Below are 19,448 nucleotides of genomic sequence, written 5' to 3' on the forward strand. Positions count from 1 at the left end.
AAATATATGTGTAATGTTTTTTTATACGGTATTGTTATGCACTGTTTTTGCCTGTAGTTCTGTTCCTATGAATCGGACTACGGAAAAAGATAATTTGTTGATATTCAGGCTTAACCTTCGAGTCTACGAGAAAAAAATACGGAAAGATCCCGATAATTATCGGCTGTATTATGAGTGGGGAAATTATTATTGTTTGTCGGGATACTATAATGCGGCGCTGGCGGATATAAATAAAGCTCTGCAAATACAGCCGTCTTATGAGGAAGCGCTTTTATTAAGGGGAATGATTTTTATTTGTAAGGTGCAATATAAGGATGCGCTTGCCGATTTCGCCGAAGCACTTGTGTTGATTCCCGACGATGACAGAGTATACAATAACAGAGCATGCCTCTATATACAGTTGGGAGATCTGGAAAAAGCACTTCGTGATATCGATACCGCTATAGAGTTGAATCCGAAGTGTGCCTTACATTTTAAAAATAAAGGACAAATCCGTTATCGAATGAATGATTATGAAAATGCGGTTTTAAATTATTCTCATGCGATAAGACTGAATCCTAAAAGTGCGGAAACCTATTTTGATCGGGGTACGGCGTATGAAATGCTGCGACGATATGATGCGGCTTTGAGCGATTACCGTAAAGCCGCATCATTAAAATACCGCGTTTCGGATGTATATTTTCATATAGGCGTTTGCTGTTACCGTTTGCAAAAATACGGTGATGCTCTCGATGCGTTTACCGAAGCGATTAAAATCGATGATGCAAATTATATATTCTATGAATGGCGAGGTAATACAAATCTTGCATTAGAAAGACGTAACAAAGCGGAGGTGGATTTTGATGCGGTGAAACGGCTTATGGCAAACGCTTCGCTGCAGTAATTTAAAAAAACGATATTGCAAGTCACTCTTTGAAATTACGCGGCTCCCGCTTTTTTGTTTTCATACATCATATCCGTTTTCGAATTGCCCCATCCTTCCGTCGCCTTCCTTTACCTTTCCCGCGCTCGCCTTTACTTTTTTCCCATTTACTGTTAAAAATTTCACAGTAAATGCGGATTTTCCGTTTTTTTTCGATTTTTCGGCTTCGAATCGATGAAAAAGGCCGAATTTTCCGTTGACCGGAAAACCTGGCATCCGTTACTATCGGGAGGATTGCGATGAACGAAATGCTTGCCGCGCCGCAAAAGCGCGTTTCCGAACCGTCGAAGCGGCGGCTCGTACTCTTGGCAGAACTTCTTTCGCGTACGGATAAAACGCGCATTACGTCGGTAGAGCTCGCATCTCTCGTGCATTGGAGTTCCGCGCTCATCAGGCACGATATAGCGTCGATCGGTTTTTGCGGCGGCGTTTCAAACGGCTACGACGTGCGCCGCCTTTGCGATGCGATTTTGCGCTTTTTCGAAATCGCTCCCGCATCGAGCGAAAAGAAGTGCTGCATCGTCGGTTTGGGGAGGCTCGGAACCGCCCTCCTCGACGAAGCGATATTCGACGGGACGGGTTATAAAATCGTCGCGGGATTCGATCCGAACGTAAACCGGACGGAAATCCTCCGATCGGCGTTTCCGCTCTATCCGGCGTCGCGGATCGAAGCGGTCGTCGCTTCGGAACGCATCGAATATGCGATCCTCGCGTCGAAAAACGAAGACGCCGCTCCTCTTGCTTCACGCCTTGCTTCTTGCGGCATACGCGGTATCGTCAATTATACCGATGCCGTGCTGGGATCGACCTTATCGGCTCGGGTGGAAAACGCATCTCCGGTGACGCTCCTCCGAACGCTTTCCGCCCGTGTTTCGGGAATCGCGTCGGATGGTGGAAAAAAGACGGAAGTCGAAAATGCGACGGAACAGCGGTGCCGCAGCGGATGACGGAAGAAAGCGGGGAAGTCCACGGAAATCAATTTTTGCTCGAGTATTGTTTAAAAAGTTGATAAAGTGCTAAAGTAAGTGTATGAGGTGGGAAACATTAGAAGAAGCACTTGCAGTGCTTGAGACGGAACGGGAATACGACGGGTATTTTTGCAGCGTACAAGACGCGGTTATCATCGTGATTTTGGGAAGCTTGTGCGATTTGCAAAGCGTAAAGAAAATCCACGAGTGGGCAACGACCGAACATGTCAGAACATTTTTGGCAGAAACGTTCGGAATCAAACGAATACCGTGCTATTGGTGGCTGTTAAGCCTGCTTGGAATCATACGGCCGGAATCATTGAATGAGTGTATGAAACAATGGGTAGCTTCGGTTGTACCGGCTCTTGCAGCAAAACTTGAGACGGAAGAGAAAGAACAAAGCGCGAAGAAAAAGAAGCAGCCGTTGACGATAGCCATAGACGGAAAAGCTATCCGCTCAACGGGAAAGATGAAAAAATACGACAGTCCCTTGCATATCATCAGTGCACAGATAGGGGAATTGGGGTTGACGCTTGCCCAAAGAACGGTCGAATCAAAGAGTAATGAGATTCCTGCCGTACCGGAATTGATAAAAGAGCTTGAAATTCAGGGCTGTATGGTGGTCGCGGACGCAATGAACTGTCAAATAGAGACTGCCGAGGCGATAATTGAGGCAAAAGCGGATTATTTGTTAAGTGCGAAGGGCAATCAGGAAGCACTTATGAACGATATCGCGGAGTATGTTCAGGATACAAAGCTGAGAGTGACGATGGACAGCATCACACGAACGGAAAAGGGACATGGGCGGAAGGAAAGGCGCAGTGCGTATACGAGTGCAGATGTTTCATGGCAGCCGGGAGGACGAGTATGGCCGGAACTCAAATGTATTGGAGCAGTGCATACACGATTTGAGACGAGTAAAGGGGTGACGGAAGAATGGCATTATTATATTTCAAGTAAAGCGTTACGAGCGGAAGAGCTGCTCCATCATGCAAGAGAGGAATGGTCGGTGGAATCGATGCATTGGCTGTTGGATGTACATTTTGACGAGGACAGATGCAGGGTGCAGAGTAAGAACGTACAACAGAATCTCAATATGCTGCACAAGTTTGCGCTTAACATAATCCGCATACACAAACGTGAATCACAATCGAAGCTGCCTTTAAACGGGATTATGTTCCGTGCACTTATGAATCCTCAAGCATTATTACCGCTTTTGGGCAAAACTTGATTTCCGTGGGGGAAGTCCGTTTTTTGTTGACAATATCGAAAAATATTAAGATAATAGTTGCGTAAAATATTAAGAATGATTGAGGTGGTATATGATAGCAATTAAACCGGTTTCAGATTTGCGCAATTATAATGAAGTATTGCAAGATGTTTCAGAAGATTCTCCCGTATTTCTTACAAGGAATGGAAGAGGCTGTTATGTGGTCATATCAATCAAAGATTATGAAAAACTTACGGCGGCAAAAACATTGTTTTCGGAATTAAAAAAAGGAGAAAATTCGGCAATAGAAAAAGGTTGGCTTAATGCAAATGATGTCAGAAAAATGGTCGGTCACTGATGTTTGAAATAAAAGTAACTCCGCAAGCGGCTGAGGATTTGTTGGAAATAAAATATTATATTGAGAATGAATTACAAAATCCGATTGCTGCTGAAAATACCATATTAAAAATTATAGAAACATATGAAAGCCTGTCTGATTTTCCTGATTTGGGAATACCTGTTGAAAGATATGTTTCTTTTCCAACGGATTATAGATTTGTATTAGCAAACAATTATTCAATTTTTTACAAAGTAGAAGATACCTTTGTAAAAATAATAAGAATTATATATTCAAAAAGAGATTTTGCAAGGATTTTATTTGAGGAGAAATAATATCACATAACACGGTTTTCAAGGCCGACGTTTTTGCCTGTACAAAAATGCGGTTTAAAATAATGATAGGCGCATACGCCGCAGGCGTGTAAAAGGAAGAAATGAAAAAACTGATAATTTTAATATTTGTATCTTTATTTTCAATAAATGTTTATTCAGCGGACGTCAGGATTTTAAATATTCAAAATTTTAAACTCGATTCAAAAATAACTTCAACATTAGCGGAAAAAACGAAAAAAATTGAAGAATTGCATATCTATCAGGAAAATAACGATATATATGTTCTGGGGTGGTCAAAAGACGGAAAAATAGCTTTTATTGAAAATAGAGGAATTGACGGTCGTGGCGGACATGATTTCCTATTTACAATTCAAGATTTAGTAGAAGATAAAATATGCTATTACAAAAAGATTGAATGTTATGATTTTGATGAATTCTCGGAATATCATGTATTATTACTTACTTTGCAAGAATGCATTAATAACAATGCGGAAGAGTTAAATAAAAAATTAAATGAATATAGTATCATAGTAAAACCGAGCGAAGTTCGGTTTTTTCCATTGTTTGATAAAGAAAGAAATGAGATTAAGTTTGATGTCAACGTAATTAAAAAAGGAATCGGTAAATACGGTTTGACTCATATGACTTATGAAATTTTCGCTATTAAAAATAATAAATATAAAATTCTTGGTAGAAAAGATGACGTTATTTGTGAATATATTCTACCGACCGGTTATATAAAAAGTCCTTATGAAGATAGAATCGCATTAATAGTAGCCGATGCCGAACATGTATATGAAGGAGCGGAAGTTTTTATTAAATTTTACGGATGCAATTTAAATGTAGGGTTTGAGAAGAAAAGCAGTATTATAAAACATATGAAAAATGGAACCGGAAAAAATCATAACACGGTTTTCGTAGCCGACAGGTTGCTGATGCAATTTGCCGTTTGAAATAATGATACGGATTGCCCGCTGCTTCGGGCACAGGAGTAAAAATGAAAAAAATTATTTTAGTAGTTATGCTTGGATTAATCACCGGTTCATTGTTTGGGGAAAGCAATGATTATTTTAACAAAAATAAAAACATTGATATTCTTTATGTAAATGCAACAGAAGGTTTGCGTGTTAGAGATAGTGCTTCATTGTATTCAAAAAAAATTGGAACTTTATTTGATAGAATGGTTGTAAAAGTCGTTTCAATTGGAAATGAAGCGGAGATAGATGGAATAAAATCTAATTGGGTACAAATTCTCCTTCCTATTGAAACGATTAATACGGGAAGTAATGTATACGGATGGGTATTTGGCGGTTACTTAACTGAAAATTTATTTCCGTTTTCAACTGAAAAATGGTCTGATGCTGATTTACAAAGATATTTAAGCAGATTTTCATGGGTTTCAGATAATAGATACAGAAAATTTTCTCCTGAAGGAAAATACTTCTTTGGTCTTTTAGAGTCAGGTATGGGAGGGAGTGGAAAATATTCAGTATCAATAAAAAATAAAACTATAACGTTAAGTGTGTCGTATGGCGATGAGGAATATAAAGGTCCTGTTGAAAAAGAAATTTATAAAATCTTAGATATAAAAGAAGATTCCTTGTTATTGGAGATTAAAGGTTCTGAAGTTACATTACTACCGGCATTCACAAATTCGAATTTCTGGGGAAATGTTGCCAGGGAAAAAATGAGATTTAGCAATTTTGATGAACCTGCAATGAATGCATTGCGTTTTCCATTTGTTACATCAATGATAAAAAAATTGCCGATTAAAGATACTACTGTTTTATGGACTAATCTTATAAAAATGGGAGTTAAGTTAGATAATCAGGAGTTTATAAATGAATATAATAAGACTTGGGGAAATCAATAATAAAGAACACCTAAAAAAATTATGGCCGACAGGTTGCTGATGCAATGTGCGGTTTAAAATAATGTTAGACGGACGGCTCTTTAAATAAGCAAAGTCCGTAAAATAAAATCATTAGGAGGATTTTATGAAAAGAGTTTTATTTTTGTCGGTACTGATTCCAATGATGGTTTTCAGTTCATGTAATTTTTTTGAACCTGAAAAAAAAGGATGGGAAAAATTTGAACCGGAGATATTGTCCTCAATTTCTTTTAAAGGAGATTTTACATCGACTCAAAAAATGTCTTTTTATAAAAATAAAGACGATTTGATCAATGCGTATAATAAATACGTTATTAACCAATATACAAATGTCGGTAAAAATTGGGATGTGAGGCCGAAACTTAAAGTTCTGACATATTCATCGACTTTTGTAACTTATTCAGACCCGAACAGCCAGTATGATAAGGTTGAAACCATCACCGTAACAGAAGTGAAACAAAAACTTAAAGATTATAAAAACAGCTATGATAATTCTTGTTTTGCCTTTGCAATTTTTGGTTATGGTATTACGGGGATTGGAATTTATTATATTGAAAACGACGAATTAAAATATTGCTGGTATTATTCATTTAAACATGGTGTATAATTATTTTTTAAACTCGAATATCTAATATGTGCGCCGCTCGCAACTTCGCGTTTACGCGTTCGTTGCGAAGTATGCGCACGGCTAAAAACTTTTTCGGAAGTTGATTCGAAGACCGCGAAAACGGACACGTAGAATCGGTTCTTTGCAGAACGAGCCGTAGGCTCTAACTTCCTGCAAAATTTTTTATAGGAGCAGCTATGGGACGTGTGTACAATTTTTCGGCGGGACCCTCGTGTTTGCCGGAAGAAGTGTTGAAAGACTGTGCCGATGAAATGCTCGACTACAAGGGCACGGGTCAGTCGGTTATGGAGATGAGCCATCGTTCGTCGGCATTCAAGCCGATCATTGAGGACGCGGAAGCTATGGTGCGGAAACTCATGCGCGTGCCCGACAACTACAAAATCGTGTTTTTGCAGGGCGGCGGTTCGACTCAGTTTGCGATGGTGCCGCTGAATCTCGGCATAGGTTCGGGCAAAGCGGTCTACGTCGATACCGGCGTGTGGTCGGGTAAAGCGATCAAAGAAGCGAAAAAATACGTTTCCGTCGATATCGCCGCGTCGTCCTCCGACCGCAATTTTTGCTATATTCCGAAAATCGATAAAATCACGGGCGATTACGATTACGCGTATATCTGTCTCAACAACACGATCAAGGGCACGCACTGGAATTATATTCCCGATACGGGCGGCATTCCGCTCGTTGCCGATATCTCTTCGTGCATCCTGTCCGAGCCGCTCGATGTGAGCGCTTTCGGTCTCGTCTTCGCAGGCGCGCAAAAAAATCTCGGGCCTGCGGGCGTTACGCTCGTCATCATCAGGGACGACCTCATCACCGACACTCCGCAAAAACTTACGCCGACGATGCTCACGTATAAAACGCACACCGACGAAGATTCTCTGTACAATACGCCGCCGTGCTATGCGATCTACGCCCTCGGTAAAGTGCTTCATTGGATAGAAAAAAACGGAGGCGCTGAAGGCATGAAAGCGCGCAATTATGCAAAGGCCGAGCGCCTGTACGACTACCTCGATTCGAGCGCCGTCTACCGCGCGACCGCCGACAAAGACAGCCGTTCGATCATGAACGTGCCGTTTTTGACAAAGGAAACGGACGCCGACAAGGCCGATGCGATCAACAAAAAATTCACAGCCGAAGCGGCGAAAGCGGGACTCGTAAACCTTGCAGGGCACCGTACCGTCGGCGGTATGCGCGCGTCCATATATAACGCCATGCCGATCGAAGGCGTCGAGCGGCTTATAGAGTTTATGGATAAGTTTGCCGCTGAAAATTTTTAAGCGGACGAATGCCCGCCGAAAGCATTCGTTTTGAGGCAGCTTTCAAAGCGCGGCATCCGTATTAATAATTATTAAAATTGAGAGGCAATATGTTTAAAATTCAAACGCTCAATAAAATATCATCTGCGGGGCTCGAACGATTTCCCCGCGACGATTACGAAATCGCATCTTCGATCAACGATCCCGACGCCATCCTCGTGCGCTCTCAAGACATGCACGGCATGACGATTCCCGATACGGTAAAAGCCGTCGCACGAGCGGGTGCTGGCGTCAACAATATTCCCGTGCAGGAGTTGACCGAGCGGGGCATCGTCGTGTTCAATACGCCCGGTGCGAATGCGAACGCGGTAAAAGAACTCGTCATACTCGGCATGCTCATCGCAAACCGCCCCGCGATCGCCGCCGCCGAGTGGGTAAAAAGTCTTGCGGGTAAAGGCGACGAAATTCCCGATCTTGCGGAAAAAGGCAAATCCCAATTCATCGGGCCGGAACTGCAGGGCAAAACGCTCGGCGTCATCGGTCTCGGCGCCGTCGGAGCCCTCGTCGCAAACGCCGCCGTCGGTTTGGGCATGACCGTTGCGGGCTACGATCCCTTTATCTCCGTCAAAAACGCATGGCAGCTCGACACGCACATCAAACAGGCGGAAACCCTCGATACTCTGCTTTCAAAATCGGACTACATCACGATCCACATGCCGCAGACAAACGACACGAAAGGTTTTATCAACGCCGACAGATTGAACGCGATGAAAACCGGCGTGCGCATCATAAACTTTGCGCGCGGAGGATTGGTCAACAATGCCGACATGCTTCAGGCGATCGCGAACGGAAAGGTTTCCATGTTCGTCACCGATTTTGCCGCGGAAGAACTGCTTGCAAATCCGAAAGTCATCTGCTTTCCGCACCTCGGCGCATCGACACCCGAAGCCGAAGAAAACTGCGCCGTCATGGCCGTCGCAGAGCTCCGCGAATTTCTCGAACGGGGCACCATCGCCAATTCGGTCAACTTTCCGAAAGTCGTCACCGAAAACGAAATCCCCTCCGGCGGTACGCGCCTTTGCATTTCGAACAAAAATATTCCGGGTATGGTGTCGAAGTTTTCGACGATTTTGGGCGAAGCTTCGCTCAACATCGCGGGTATGATAAATCAAAACAGCGGCAACATCGCCTACAATATTATCGACGTCGAAGGCAATGTGAGCGACGAAACGCTTGCAAAACTTTCCGCAATGGAAAACGTCACGCACGTGCGCGCGATCGCAGGGTGAACGTTTTTTTGCAGAAAAATTATTAAGAGGGGGAAGTCTCCCCCTCGCTCCCGTCCGCATCTCTCCGCAAGTGTAAAACTGTCGTTTTCCCCTTGCTCCGTTCATACGGCCGTTCGCTGCCCCCTCTGCGGGGACACCCCGCAACGCCCCGTCCGATTTTCAGCGCCGTCGAATAAAAATCGTTTTCGAAGTCACCTCTAAAGACTGCAATTTTTAGAGGTACTCTATCGTTTTTTTCCGTCCTTCGTATGTTTTTTTAACGCCGATTTTTTCGTACCGATTTTTACATCGCGTTTGCCGGCCGGCTCGGAAGCATCGCTTTGCGTTCTTTCCGAAGCGTTTTGCTTTGCGGAATTTTCATTCTGCGCGCCTGCCGGAAATTTTTGCGGCGTGAGCAAAAACGCGAAGAGACTTCCGCACAATCCTCCGGCTATGTGCGCGGCGACCGAAATGCCGTTATGCTGCAGCGTGCCGAAATTGAAAAACTGTCCGCCGATATATAAAATAAACACGAGTATAAACGACAGCGGTATTTCGTTTTTTGCAAACGATGTGAACGACGCGAGCATGATCATCATAAACACGACGGAGCTTGCCCCCATTTCCGGATGCGTGATCAAACACGCGTTGATGACGCCTGTGACGAGTGCGGTTATCGTTATGACGAGTGCGAAGACACGCGATCCGTAGCGGCTTTCGATGATCGGGCCGAGCAGCAAAACGAGCGACATATTCGAAATGAGGTGCTGCCAATCGGCGTGTCCGAAAACGTGCGAAAAGAGACGAAAATAATCGAGCGGCGCTTTCCAATCGAACGGATGGCTGCTGTACTTTCCGCCCGGTATGATAAAGAGCGCCGCCGCAAGGTGCCGGTCGAACACATGCGTGTCAAGGAGCATAATTACGGTACAGATGACGACAAAGGTAAGCGTAACGGGTGCATTGTAGGTTACACGGATTTTCGGGTGTACTTCGGTTTTTTCCTGCATGGCGACAGTATAATAAAAGCGACGCTTCCCCTCAAGCGATTTTTGTGTATTTGTATCGTCGAACTTCCGATCCTTTACCGTTTCAAACTCAGTACCGCCGCCGGAAATGCGACCGGTTTTTACGGTAGTGCTCGGTTTTCGGAAATACGGTTTTCGCTTTTTTTATTTTATCGATTTTTTAAAGTTTTTAATGCTATTGGAATAATTATAAAAATTCTGTATATTATAAGCATGACTGACAGCGACACATTCGGAAGCGGCGAGTTTTCGATCGAAGCGGTCGATGCCGTCGATTACGATATTCCGCCGAACGGTCGCGTCATTTTTTTTAACGACGACTATACGACGAAAGATTTTGTCGTCGACGTGCTCATGTCCGTTTTTTATAAATCAGAAGAGGACGCGTGCGTCATTATGGAATCGGTACACAAAACTGGTTCCGCAATCGTCGGCGTGTATGCGTTCGATATAGCGGCGACGCGGGCTGCGCTTGCGGTGCGCCGTGCGCGGGAACAGGGCTTTCCGCTGAAAGTTGAAGTGCAGGAAGTATAAGAGAAAGTCCCTGAAAACTCGGTCCGGTTTTTGAAGTCGCCCGAGAAATTGTATGACGGCTTCGGAAAATTAAAATATGTGCGGGCTGCAAAAATATTTTTTGCTCAGCCGCGCTTGAGCTTTTTGATTCTAACTATGTAAGCGTACCGCTTAAGCGAACGGCATAGGATTGTAACTTTGCCCCGTATCGTTTATTTTTTTTCGAAGTTCGGCATTCAATTGACACAAGGAAGAGCGTGAGATTTCATACGAGTGTAATTTCACGCTTAAGATCCGCTGCGCGATGCGGCGGGCGGGAAGTGGAAAATTTATGGAAATAAGTCCGCAGCTGCGAAAGATATTGTCGGTTTCGTTTTCCGACGCAAAATACGCCCGTCACGAATTCTTTACGCCGGAGCACTTGCTCAGCTCCGCGCTCGCCTTCGATTCGGTGCGCGGTCTGCTCGAATCGTGCGGCGCGGACGTGGCGACGATTCGCGATTATGTAAACGAATACATTAAAAAAAACGTGCCGGTATCGGCGGTGCAGGGAAACGGGCAGAGCGCCGAACCGGTGGAAACACAGGGTTTTCAGGAAGTGATGAACCGCGCCGTGTTTCACTGTGCGTCGAGCGACAAGCAAATTCTCGACATCACCGATGTACTCGTCAGTATGACGGAAGAAAAGCGCAATTACTGTGCGTATTCTCTGCGTATGGGCGGCGTCGACAAACTCCGCCTCATCGAAGCGATCGGAGAAGCGAAACTTACCGATGAAAACCGATTTTTTTCCGACGGTACGGATACGCAGCAAAAATTTACGCCGGACCTGCAAACATCCGACGATGTCCGGCAGGAAAGTCCCCGCGGAACAAAACAGACGGCGCTCGAACGCTTTTGTGTCGATTTGACCGAAGAAGCGAAGCAGGGCAAAATCGATTCGCTTATCGGACGGACGGAGGAAATCGACCGCACGATTCAGATTTTGTGCCGCCGCACGAAAAACAATCCGCTTTACGTCGGAGATGCGGGGGTGGGCAAAACGGCGATAGCAAACGGACTTGCACTCAGGATCGCGCAAAACAAAGTACCGGACGCGATTAATAATTTTTCAATCTACAGTCTCGATATGGGTTTGCTGCTCGCCGGTACGAAATTCCGCGGCGATTTTGAAGACCGTCTCAGAAAGATCACCGACGAACTGATGAAAAAACGGAACGCGATTTTATTTATCGATGAGATCCACATGATCATGGGTGCCGGTACGAGCGGCAACAGTACGATGGATGCGGCAAATTTGTTAAAACCGGTGCTGTCGTCGGGGAAAATCCGCTGCATCGGTTCGACGACGCACGAAGAGTATGCAAAAAATTTCGAAAAAGACAGAGCGCTCGCGCGCCGCTTTCAAAAAATCGATATAAAAGAACCCTCGCCCGAAGATACGCTGGCGATCTTAAAAGGGCTTCGCGAAAGGTACGAAAGTTATCACGGAGTTACGTACAGCGATACGGCACTCAAAGCCGCGGTCGATTTATCGGTGCAGTATCTGCCGGACAGGCGGCTTCCCGACAAAGCGATCGACATCATCGACGAAGCGGGTTCGTACATGAAAATCAAAGCGAACGGGGGATTCGCTCGCATGCGCAAAACTCCCGTTTCCGAAAGCGATGCCGCGCGTACAAACTCGCTTTCGAAAAAGCCCGTCGTGTCTACTTCCGTTATCAAATCGGTGACGGCAAAGATGGCGCGCGTGCCGCTTGAATCGGTGACGAGCGGAGAAAAAGAAAAGCTCCGCGACCTCGCCGACACGATGCGCTCGGAAATCTTCGGACAGGATGAAGCGGTCGATGCGGTGACAAAAGCGGTAAAAAGGGCGCGCGCGGGATTTAACAATCCCGAACGGCCGGAAGCCAGTTTTTTATTCGTCGGTCCGACGGGCGTCGGCAAAACGGAGCTTGCGCGCTCGCTTTCCCGTACGCTCGGCGAAACGCTCTTGCGCTATGACATGAGCGAATATCAGGAAGAGTATACGGTGAGCCGTCTCATCGGTTCGGCGCCGGGGTACGTCGGTTATGAAGAGGGCGGACAGCTTACCGAAGACGTGCGCAAAAATCCGCATTCGATCGTGCTCTTCGACGAAATCGAAAAAGCGCATCCGAAAATTTACAACGTGCTGCTCCAAGTTATGGACTACGGATTTCTTACCGACAATCAGGGCCGTAAAGCCGATTTTCGAAACTGCATCATCATCATGACGAGCAATGCCGGCGCGCACGAAATGGAAAAGAGCAAAGTCGGTTTCGGCGCCGGAGATGTTGCGGATGCAAACGATTCTCTTCGCGAAGCGGTCGAAAAAGCTTTTTCGCCGGAATTCCGCAACCGGCTCGACGGCATTATCGCGTTTTCACATCTGGGCAAAGAGATCGTCGACGACATCGCAAAAAAAGAAGTCGCAAAACTCGCCGCCCGCCTCGCGCAAAAAAAAGTCAAGCTCGAAACGACCCCGCGCGCGATTGCCTACCTTTCGGAAAAAGGCTATTCGCGCGAATTCGGAGCGCGGAATATGGCGCGTACTGTCGAAGAAAAGATCGCATCTCCGCTCACCGACGAAGTATTGTTCGGAAAACTTTCCGCGGGCGGTGAAGTGCGTGTCGACATATCCTCCGGAAGCGACGGCACGGAAACATTGACTTTCGATTATGGAAAGCGTTGATTGGCGGGCAAAACTCGGCGCCGAACGTTTCGGAAGCGATTTTGAATATACGCATTTTTTCGTACGCGATGCAGGGCGAAACGGCTTGCTCGGTTATACGGAAGAGCTGACGCCTCATCTCGTATTTTCGGCATATCTGCAGGGGATTTTCCCTTGGTATGATGAAAGCTCCGGCGATCCCGTTTTGTGGTGGAGTCCCGATCCGCGTTTCGTGCTTCCCGTAAATGAAATCCGCTTTCCGCGCAGCGCCGTAAAATTTTTAAAACACAGTCCGTATACGTATACCATCGATGCCGCCTTTTTCCGCGTCATCGAAAATTGCGCGCACGTATATCGCGCCGGACAGGACGGCACGTGGATAGGAAATCGCATGATCGATATCTACTGTGCGCTGCACGAGCGCGGTATTGCACATTCGATCGAAGCGTGGCACGGAGACGAGCTTGCGGGCGGACTTTACGGAGTACTCATCGGAAAAGTGTTTTGCGGCGAGTCGATGTTCACGCGTGAATCGAACGCGGGCAAAAGCGCGTTTATGCTCTTTGTAAAAGCCTTCGAAAAATGCGGCGGCGTTTTGATCGATTCGCAAGTGTATACGGAAAACATAGCGCGATACGGCGGCCGCAATATAAGCCGCTCGGCATTTTTGCGTATGGAAAGCGAACTTTTGCCGCAAAAACTTTCAGGCGACTTGCGCAAAGTTTTTACCGAAATCGCAGCGGAAACCGTATACGCGTCTCGGCCACGTACGGAAAGCGCTTCGTAGCCGAAGCTGCGCGGAAAATTTCGCTTCGTACAACCGTACACAGGGATTACGCATGAGAAATGGATACATAGAAAAGAAGCGTATAATTATATAAAAAAGGCGGAACGCGAGGCAGCGGCAATGCCGCCGAGCCGCTCTGACCGAGTTTAAACGGAATGCTAAAATAGCGCCTCCCGTTTAAGCGCAAGTTTGCTCCGCAAACTTGTTTATATACGTGTACGCTTTCGCGCACGAGTGCGGCATTTTCGAAAATCGACATTTTCTGCAATGTCGCACTTCAGAGAATGGCAAGCAAAATTTCGAAGAAATTTTGCGCAGTCCGATTCCGATTACGGTCAGCCGCGGCACTTGCAACGAGCGCGAAGCGCGAAGTTCCCCGCGCAAACGGCAGGGCTGCTGTCGGGAGTGCAGCCGATTTTTTACGTTACACGTTGCTTTTAAAGAATAAAGTTTTTCATGTGTAAGCCCTGCGTTCGCTCTTGCCGGTATACTCCGAATGCGGTACACTGAAACGTATGAATGCAATTATCACCGTCGTCGGCTCGGATAAGGTCGGCATTATCGCAAAAGTAAGCGGTTTCCTCGCCGAACACAAAGTCAATATAGCCGATATTTCACAGACGATCCTCTCCGGAAATTTCGTTATGATGATGATGGTAGATCTCGACGGCGCCGATATTTCGATCGAAGATCTCCGCGCTGAAATGAATAAAACCGCAGACGCTATGGGCGTTGAAATCAACATCATGAGCGAAAAAGTGTTTTCCGCAATGCATCGGATTTGATCGCACCCGCCTGCGGATTTTACGCCGCGTCGTATTGGGGTGATACGCTACTCGTTTTCCGATTAAAAAAATACGGGCGATTCGAACTGCGCCATTTCATATTGCGCACAGCCCGTCCGCCCGTACAAACGATTTTTCGAATTGTTTTACGCGCCGCCGACACCCTTGTCGATCGAAGCGCCGGTCGCTTTATTTACGGTAAAATTGATAAGCAATACGAGTACGATGATCATAAGGTTGATCGCGTTGCCGTACTGCGTATAGCCTTTTTCGTTGAACTGCATGAGCATCGTCGTGAGCACTTTATTTTGCGGAGTGACGAGGAGCGCGAACAGCGAAAGCTCTCTCATGCACGAAATAAACGGAAGCAAAAATCCCGACAGGAACGTCGCCTTTTGAATCGGAACGATGATGTGCGACATACGCTTTATCCACGGTACGCCGACGATGACGGCGGCTTCTTCGATTTCGTTTGAAAGCTGCAGCATGGCGTTGACGCCGCTTCTCGATGCGAAGGGCAGATATTTTACCGAACCGATGAGCGCGAGGATAAAAAACGAACCGTACAAAAACGGTATCTTCGTCGCAATCGAAAGGTAGATCGCGCCGAAGGCCATCGACGGCATGAGGTAGGGAAAAAACGCGAGGTTGTTGACGAAAGTTGCCAATTTCGATCCGCGCCGTTTTCCGATCGCATAGCCGATGAGGATGCCGCTCGTGCCGGCGACGACGGAACATACGACCGACAGGCGGAGGCTGTTCCACAGCGTGCGCCACACGTCGGCGCTCATGAGGATGCCCGCGTCCATACCGTTTTCGAGGGCGGATTCGCCGCGCCCGATCCAAAAGTCGAGCGTAAAATTTTTCAGCGAATAATCGCCGGGCAGAAGCAGCACCGATTCAAGCGCAAAGGTGATGAGCGGTACGATCGCGATAAAGCACAAGAGAACGACGAGGAAGGCCGAAAGCGGCGTCCGTGCGCCGCGAAGGTTCACGAGCGAAATCTGCGAAGATTTTCCGGTGATCGTCGTAAACGATTTTCGTCTGCCGGTAAACCATTGATTCAATCCCAGAATGCCGATGCCGAATAAAATCATCGTAAACGCGATGATGTATCCCTGTCCTTGGAAATTGCCGTTCATCATCGTGTACATCTTTGTCGTGAGTACCCAAAAGCGCACGGGCGATCCGAGAAAAACCGGAACGGCGTACGCGCTCATCGCGGAAGCGAACACGAGCAGAAAAGTCGAAAGAAGCGCGGGCATGACGATCGGCAGCGTGATTTTCCGCATGATTTTTGCGCGGCTCGCTTTTAAAATCGTCGCGGCTTCTTCGAGGTTCGCATCCATATTGCGGAGGATACCGCCGATGAGGATGTAGGCGAACGGCGAATAGTGAAGCCCGAGTACGACCGAGCAGGGAAAGATTCCGTAAACGAACCATTCCGGCATTGTGATGCCCGTAAGCGCCGTAAAGATACCCGTGATGCCCATACCGACGTTCGCATTTCTGAAAAAGTTCGTCCAAAACATCGCGAGTGTCCACGACGGCATGATATACGGAAAGACGAATACGAACGAAATGAATTTTTTATATTTGAGATTCGTTCTCGTGATAAGCCATGCAACCGATCCGCCGAAAAAAATGGCGATGATCGACGCGATGATCGCCATGAGGACCGTGTTCAGCAACGGACGGTAAAAATTATTAACGGAATATTCGCCGCCTGTGAGCAGTCTCTTCCAATGATACGGCGTGAGCGCACCGGTCGGCTTTCGTATGAGCTGCATTTCCATCGGATGAACGCTGTAGGTTTCGAATACGAGCGAAAGCAGCGGATACAATGTCAGCGCAGCCAGCAAAATAAAAAATACGACAAGGATGACATTTGCGGGGTTTTGAAAAAATGTCTTTATATGATTCGCCGCTTTTTTTGACATGATAGCTCCCATAAAAATTCTGGCAGACGGATTGCGGGCATACGCTTTGAAACGCATACCCGCACATACATCTTTAAGGAAGGGCTTGAAAAATTATGATTTTTCGAAGCGCCTTATTTGGTAAGATTTTTTGAAATGAATTCGAAAACATCGGCATACGCCTCATTGATGTATTCGGGATCATCCATGACCAGGCGCGTTTTCCAATACGAAAGCGGCTGATCGCCTTTGTTTACCGGAATGCCCGTATTTGAAGAATACGCGCCGATGTCTTTGCCCCACGGAGCGAATCCGGCAGGCGATACCAAATGTTCGACAAAGAGCATGGACGTGTACGGCATCGTCGTCGTTTTGACGATCTGGGCATAGAGCGGATACATAAAGCCGGCAAAGGGTTCAACCGTCGTATTTTTTCCGTCCGCATAGTATGAAGCGACTTCGAGATTTTCAGTGCGCACCGTTTTCGAGCGGAGTTTGCTCAAAACGAAAAGACCGATTTTTCCGGACGCTTCTGCGTTGGAAATCTGTTCGGCTATCGTCGTATCCGAATTGCCGAAGGAACAGTTATGCAGGAATTCCGCAATCCATTTATAGCCCGCGTTTTTGTAGCTTCCGAGTTGAATATCTTTGCCGTATAAGTTTTTATATGCCTTTGCAAGCTTATCCGACCATGTTTTATTCGTCAGCATGATAAGGAAATTTTCGTTTACCTTTTCCGTTTCGGGGCTTTTGAAAAACACTCTGCCTTTCATAGCCGGTTCGGTCAGCTGCCACACGTTCGTGATTGCAGGGACGTTCGAACCGACGGTATTGAAGATAAAGAGTTTGTCGATATATTGCTGTACAAGCGGTACTTTGTCCGAGTTTTCGATATTCGAAGCGACGGATGCGGGAATGTAGTTTATGAGATTTCCCGTGTCGACCATCTGCACTTTCATAACCGCACCGTTCTGTGTCAGCACGACGTCCGCGCCGTCGATTTTGCCGCTGATTTCAGCCTGCAATTTCGTATAGATTTCGCTGTCTTTGACGTTCGTCGTTTCGACGTCGATACCGTATAATTCGGTAAACGCTTTTGCCGCCCTCGCGATGCGCGAACTCGTTCCGTACGCTTTGAATACGGTGCCGGCCGATTTTGCCGCAGCCGCTTCTTCTTTTGCCTTTGCGACGATATCGTCGTGCGACATATTTTTTGCCGCGGCGATTGTCTGCGCTGCAGCGCTGCCCGAGTCGTTTCCTCCAAGCGCAAAAAGCGACGATGCCGCGAGAATGCACATCGCGCCGATAATCAATTTTTTCATTTTTACCTCCAAACAAAGTTCATAACGATTTGATTTTTTTATATGCCCGGCTGAAATTGCCGTTCAGCCGACAATATTTCATTGTACTACGGATTTTTGTTATGTGTCAAATATCTTTTTCAGTTTAATGCGGATGCCCGAAATGCGGCATGTTAAAACGTGATGATCTCTTCATACACTTGAATTGCAAACTGATCGGTCATGCCGGAAATATATTCGATGACGCATTTTTGGTACGACTCGTTATCGTTTATATCGAAAACTTCGGCGGTATTGCAGCGGAGAATTCGTTTTCGGTCTGTCTGTCCGAGAGGTGCGTAGTTTGCGTATTTGACGAGCCAGTCTTCATAGGTCGAACACAGATTCGGATAATAGCGCAGCGCTTGTCGTGCGCGTCCGTTTTGCGCGTAGGGCTGCACGCGCATGAGCACTTCGTACAGTGTTTTGATAATGTCCGACGCGTAGTGCATGAATTCTTCTATGCGCCAGTGAGCATAGATCCGCCGGAAATTGAATTTTTTCAGTTCGATGATAAAACGGAAATACTCGTCCGAAAAGCGCAAGCCCCCTTCCGGACTCGACTGCGTGCACAAGTCGACGATGAGATCGTTTATTAAAACCGTTGTATTGACCGCTTTGCCGCTTCGGAACGCGCCCTTCGCTTTGCCGTCGATGCCGAGCGTCGTCGCGACGATTTCGCGCAGTTCGCGGTAGGACGTCATATCGAGCATGTGGTATGCCCGCGCATCTTCGATGTCCCGTCCCAAGTATGCTATTTTGTCGGCGATTTTTACGACGCAGCCTTCCCACGTGTACGGCTGTACGATACCCGGCCGTTTTATCGAATAGAGATCGATCGCTTCAGTCCGCGGCATGATACCCTGCTGATCGATTTCGCCGCAGTGGCAGATAAGTCCGTCTCGCACCGCATAGGTCAAATTGAGCGGCTGTTCGATTCCGTCGGGATCGGCAAGCGTTTCGATATAGTCTGCAAAAAAAAGACTGTTGCGTTCGTGCCAAAATTTTTTCGGAGCATTGACGCCCGTTTTTTGTTCAAGGAGCGAATTGAGACGGTTTTCTCCGTGGTGACCGAAGGGTGCGTGTCCGATATCGTGCCCGATCGCAATTGCGGCGGCAAGTCTTTCGTTCAAGCCGAGGTATTTTGCGATTTCGGATGCGACCGATGCTACGTGCAGCACGTGTTCCATGCGCGTACACGTGTGATCGTTGTGCGGTGCGAAAAAAACCTGCGTTTTATGTTTTAAGCGGCTGAACGCGCGGGAGTGCAAAAGCCGCGTATAATCGCGCTCGAAGTCCGAGCGGATTTCATTGCCTCTGCCGTACAGCGGCACTTCGCGCTTTATGCATTCCGCCCAATTTTTGCGTTCGGGACAGCATCTTACGTCTTTAAAAGAATCTTTCATACAGCGGCTATTATATCACGGAAAAAGAGCGGTAGTAAGTGCGCGGTTAAAAAATAAGGCCACTGTTAAAAGGAGGAAAAACAGTGACCTTTGCGTTTGCATATAATGCTTGCACTCTATAAACGGCGGACGGGGAAAATGGTTACAACCGAAAGAAATTTTATGA

18 protein-coding genes are annotated in these 19,448 nt (G+C 46.7%); 14 read left to right on the plus strand and 4 right to left on the minus strand.

What is annotated here, in order from left to right; genetic code table 11:
• The first annotated feature begins 67 nt into the window (after positions 1 to 67).
• From H9I35_RS09700 to H9I35_RS09745, 10 genes are all read left to right on the plus strand, one after another.
• On the plus strand, positions 68 to 883 hold the full coding sequence (locus H9I35_RS09700; RefSeq protein ID WP_252722644.1) for a tetratricopeptide repeat protein: 816 nt from the start codon (positions 68 to 70) through the stop codon (positions 881 to 883).
• Positions 884 to 1,161: 278 nt separating this feature from the next.
• Positions 1,162 to 1,869 (plus strand): Gfo/Idh/MocA family oxidoreductase, encoded by a 708-nt coding sequence (locus tag H9I35_RS09705; protein WP_187419208.1) that lies wholly within the window; start codon positions 1,162 to 1,164, stop codon positions 1,867 to 1,869.
• An 82-nt stretch (positions 1,870 to 1,951) separates the two neighbouring features.
• Positions 1,952 to 3,121 carry an ISAs1 family transposase gene (locus H9I35_RS09710; RefSeq protein WP_187418599.1) on the plus strand — a complete coding sequence of 390 codons (1,170 nt, stop codon included), beginning with the start codon at positions 1,952 to 1,954 and terminating at the stop codon, positions 3,119 to 3,121.
• Positions 3,122 to 3,212: 91 nt separating this feature from the next.
• Positions 3,213 to 3,458 carry a type II toxin-antitoxin system prevent-host-death family antitoxin gene (locus tag H9I35_RS09715; protein WP_187419209.1) on the plus strand — a complete coding sequence of 82 codons (246 nt, stop codon included), beginning with the start codon at positions 3,213 to 3,215 and terminating at the stop codon, positions 3,456 to 3,458.
• On the plus strand, positions 3,458 to 3,772 hold the full coding sequence (locus H9I35_RS09720) for a type II toxin-antitoxin system RelE/ParE family toxin (protein WP_187419210.1): 315 nt from the start codon (positions 3,458 to 3,460) through the stop codon (positions 3,770 to 3,772). Before H9I35_RS09715 ends, H9I35_RS09720 begins: the two co-directional genes overlap by 1 nt.
• 101 nt (positions 3,773 to 3,873) lie before the next feature.
• Positions 3,874 to 4,725 carry a hypothetical protein gene (locus H9I35_RS09725; protein ID WP_187419211.1) on the plus strand — a complete coding sequence of 284 codons (852 nt, stop codon included), beginning with the start codon at positions 3,874 to 3,876 and terminating at the stop codon, positions 4,723 to 4,725.
• A 44-nt stretch (positions 4,726 to 4,769) separates the two neighbouring features.
• Positions 4,770 to 5,645 carry an SH3 domain-containing protein gene (locus H9I35_RS09730; RefSeq protein WP_187419212.1) on the plus strand — a complete coding sequence of 292 codons (876 nt, stop codon included), beginning with the start codon at positions 4,770 to 4,772 and terminating at the stop codon, positions 5,643 to 5,645.
• Between the two features lie 124 nt (positions 5,646 to 5,769).
• A complete protein-coding gene (locus tag H9I35_RS09735; RefSeq protein WP_187419213.1) occupies positions 5,770 to 6,270 on the plus strand; it encodes a hypothetical protein in 501 nt (166 codons plus the stop codon).
• A gap of 197 nt (positions 6,271 to 6,467) precedes the next feature.
• Positions 6,468 to 7,565 (plus strand): 3-phosphoserine/phosphohydroxythreonine transaminase, encoded by a 1,098-nt coding sequence (gene serC, locus H9I35_RS09740; RefSeq protein ID WP_187419214.1) that lies wholly within the window; start codon positions 6,468 to 6,470, stop codon positions 7,563 to 7,565.
• A gap of 89 nt (positions 7,566 to 7,654) precedes the next feature.
• Entirely contained in the window at positions 7,655 to 8,833 is a 1,179-nt protein-coding gene (locus tag H9I35_RS09745) for a phosphoglycerate dehydrogenase (RefSeq protein WP_187419215.1), read from the plus strand.
• 224 nt (positions 8,834 to 9,057) lie between these two features.
• Here the strand turns inward: H9I35_RS09745 and H9I35_RS09750 are convergent, their stop codons facing one another.
• A complete protein-coding gene (locus tag H9I35_RS09750) occupies positions 9,058 to 9,822 on the minus strand; it encodes a rhomboid family intramembrane serine protease (protein WP_187419216.1) in 765 nt (254 codons plus the stop codon).
• A 231-nt stretch (positions 9,823 to 10,053) separates the two neighbouring features.
• On the opposite strand from H9I35_RS09750, the gene H9I35_RS09755 reads away from it, so the two are divergent.
• The 4 genes from H9I35_RS09755 to H9I35_RS09770 all read left to right on the plus strand — a co-directional run bounded on the left by H9I35_RS09755 (position 10,054) and on the right by H9I35_RS09770 (position 14,617).
• Positions 10,054 to 10,374 (plus strand): ATP-dependent Clp protease adaptor ClpS, encoded by a 321-nt coding sequence (locus H9I35_RS09755; RefSeq protein ID WP_187419217.1) that lies wholly within the window; start codon positions 10,054 to 10,056, stop codon positions 10,372 to 10,374.
• 310 nt (positions 10,375 to 10,684) lie between these two features.
• The gene (gene clpA / locus H9I35_RS09760; protein ID WP_252722645.1) at positions 10,685 to 13,066 is read left to right on the plus strand and encodes an ATP-dependent Clp protease ATP-binding subunit ClpA; all 2,382 of its coding nucleotides are present in this window, start codon (positions 10,685 to 10,687) and stop codon (positions 13,064 to 13,066) included.
• Positions 13,053 to 13,832, plus strand: a complete 780-nt coding sequence (aat, locus tag H9I35_RS09765; protein WP_187419219.1) for a leucyl/phenylalanyl-tRNA--protein transferase — start codon at positions 13,053 to 13,055, stop codon at positions 13,830 to 13,832. The genes clpA and aat overlap by 14 nt, the downstream gene beginning before the upstream one ends.
• A gap of 515 nt (positions 13,833 to 14,347) precedes the next feature.
• Positions 14,348 to 14,617, plus strand: a complete 270-nt coding sequence (locus H9I35_RS09770; protein ID WP_040770105.1) for an ACT domain-containing protein — start codon at positions 14,348 to 14,350, stop codon at positions 14,615 to 14,617.
• A 146-nt stretch (positions 14,618 to 14,763) separates the two neighbouring features.
• Here the strand turns inward: H9I35_RS09770 and H9I35_RS09775 are convergent, their stop codons facing one another.
• From H9I35_RS09775 to H9I35_RS09785, 3 genes are all read right to left on the minus strand, one after another.
• Positions 14,764 to 16,557, minus strand: a complete 1,794-nt coding sequence (locus H9I35_RS09775) for an ABC transporter permease (protein ID WP_187419220.1) — start codon at positions 16,555 to 16,557, stop codon at positions 14,764 to 14,766.
• A 113-nt stretch (positions 16,558 to 16,670) separates the two neighbouring features.
• Complete coding sequence (locus H9I35_RS09780; RefSeq protein ID WP_187419221.1) at positions 16,671 to 17,858, minus strand: ABC transporter substrate-binding protein; 1,188 nt, start codon at positions 17,856 to 17,858, stop codon at positions 16,671 to 16,673.
• Between the two features lie 152 nt (positions 17,859 to 18,010).
• Entirely contained in the window at positions 18,011 to 19,282 is a 1,272-nt protein-coding gene (locus H9I35_RS09785; RefSeq protein ID WP_187419222.1) for a deoxyguanosinetriphosphate triphosphohydrolase family protein, read from the minus strand.
• Positions 19,283 to 19,448 lie beyond the last annotated feature (166 nt).

Origin of the sequence: Treponema sp. Marseille-Q4132, from assembly GCF_014334835.1 — a bacterium.
Classification (GTDB): Bacteria; Spirochaetota; Spirochaetia; order Treponematales; family Treponemataceae; genus Treponema_D; species Treponema_D paredis.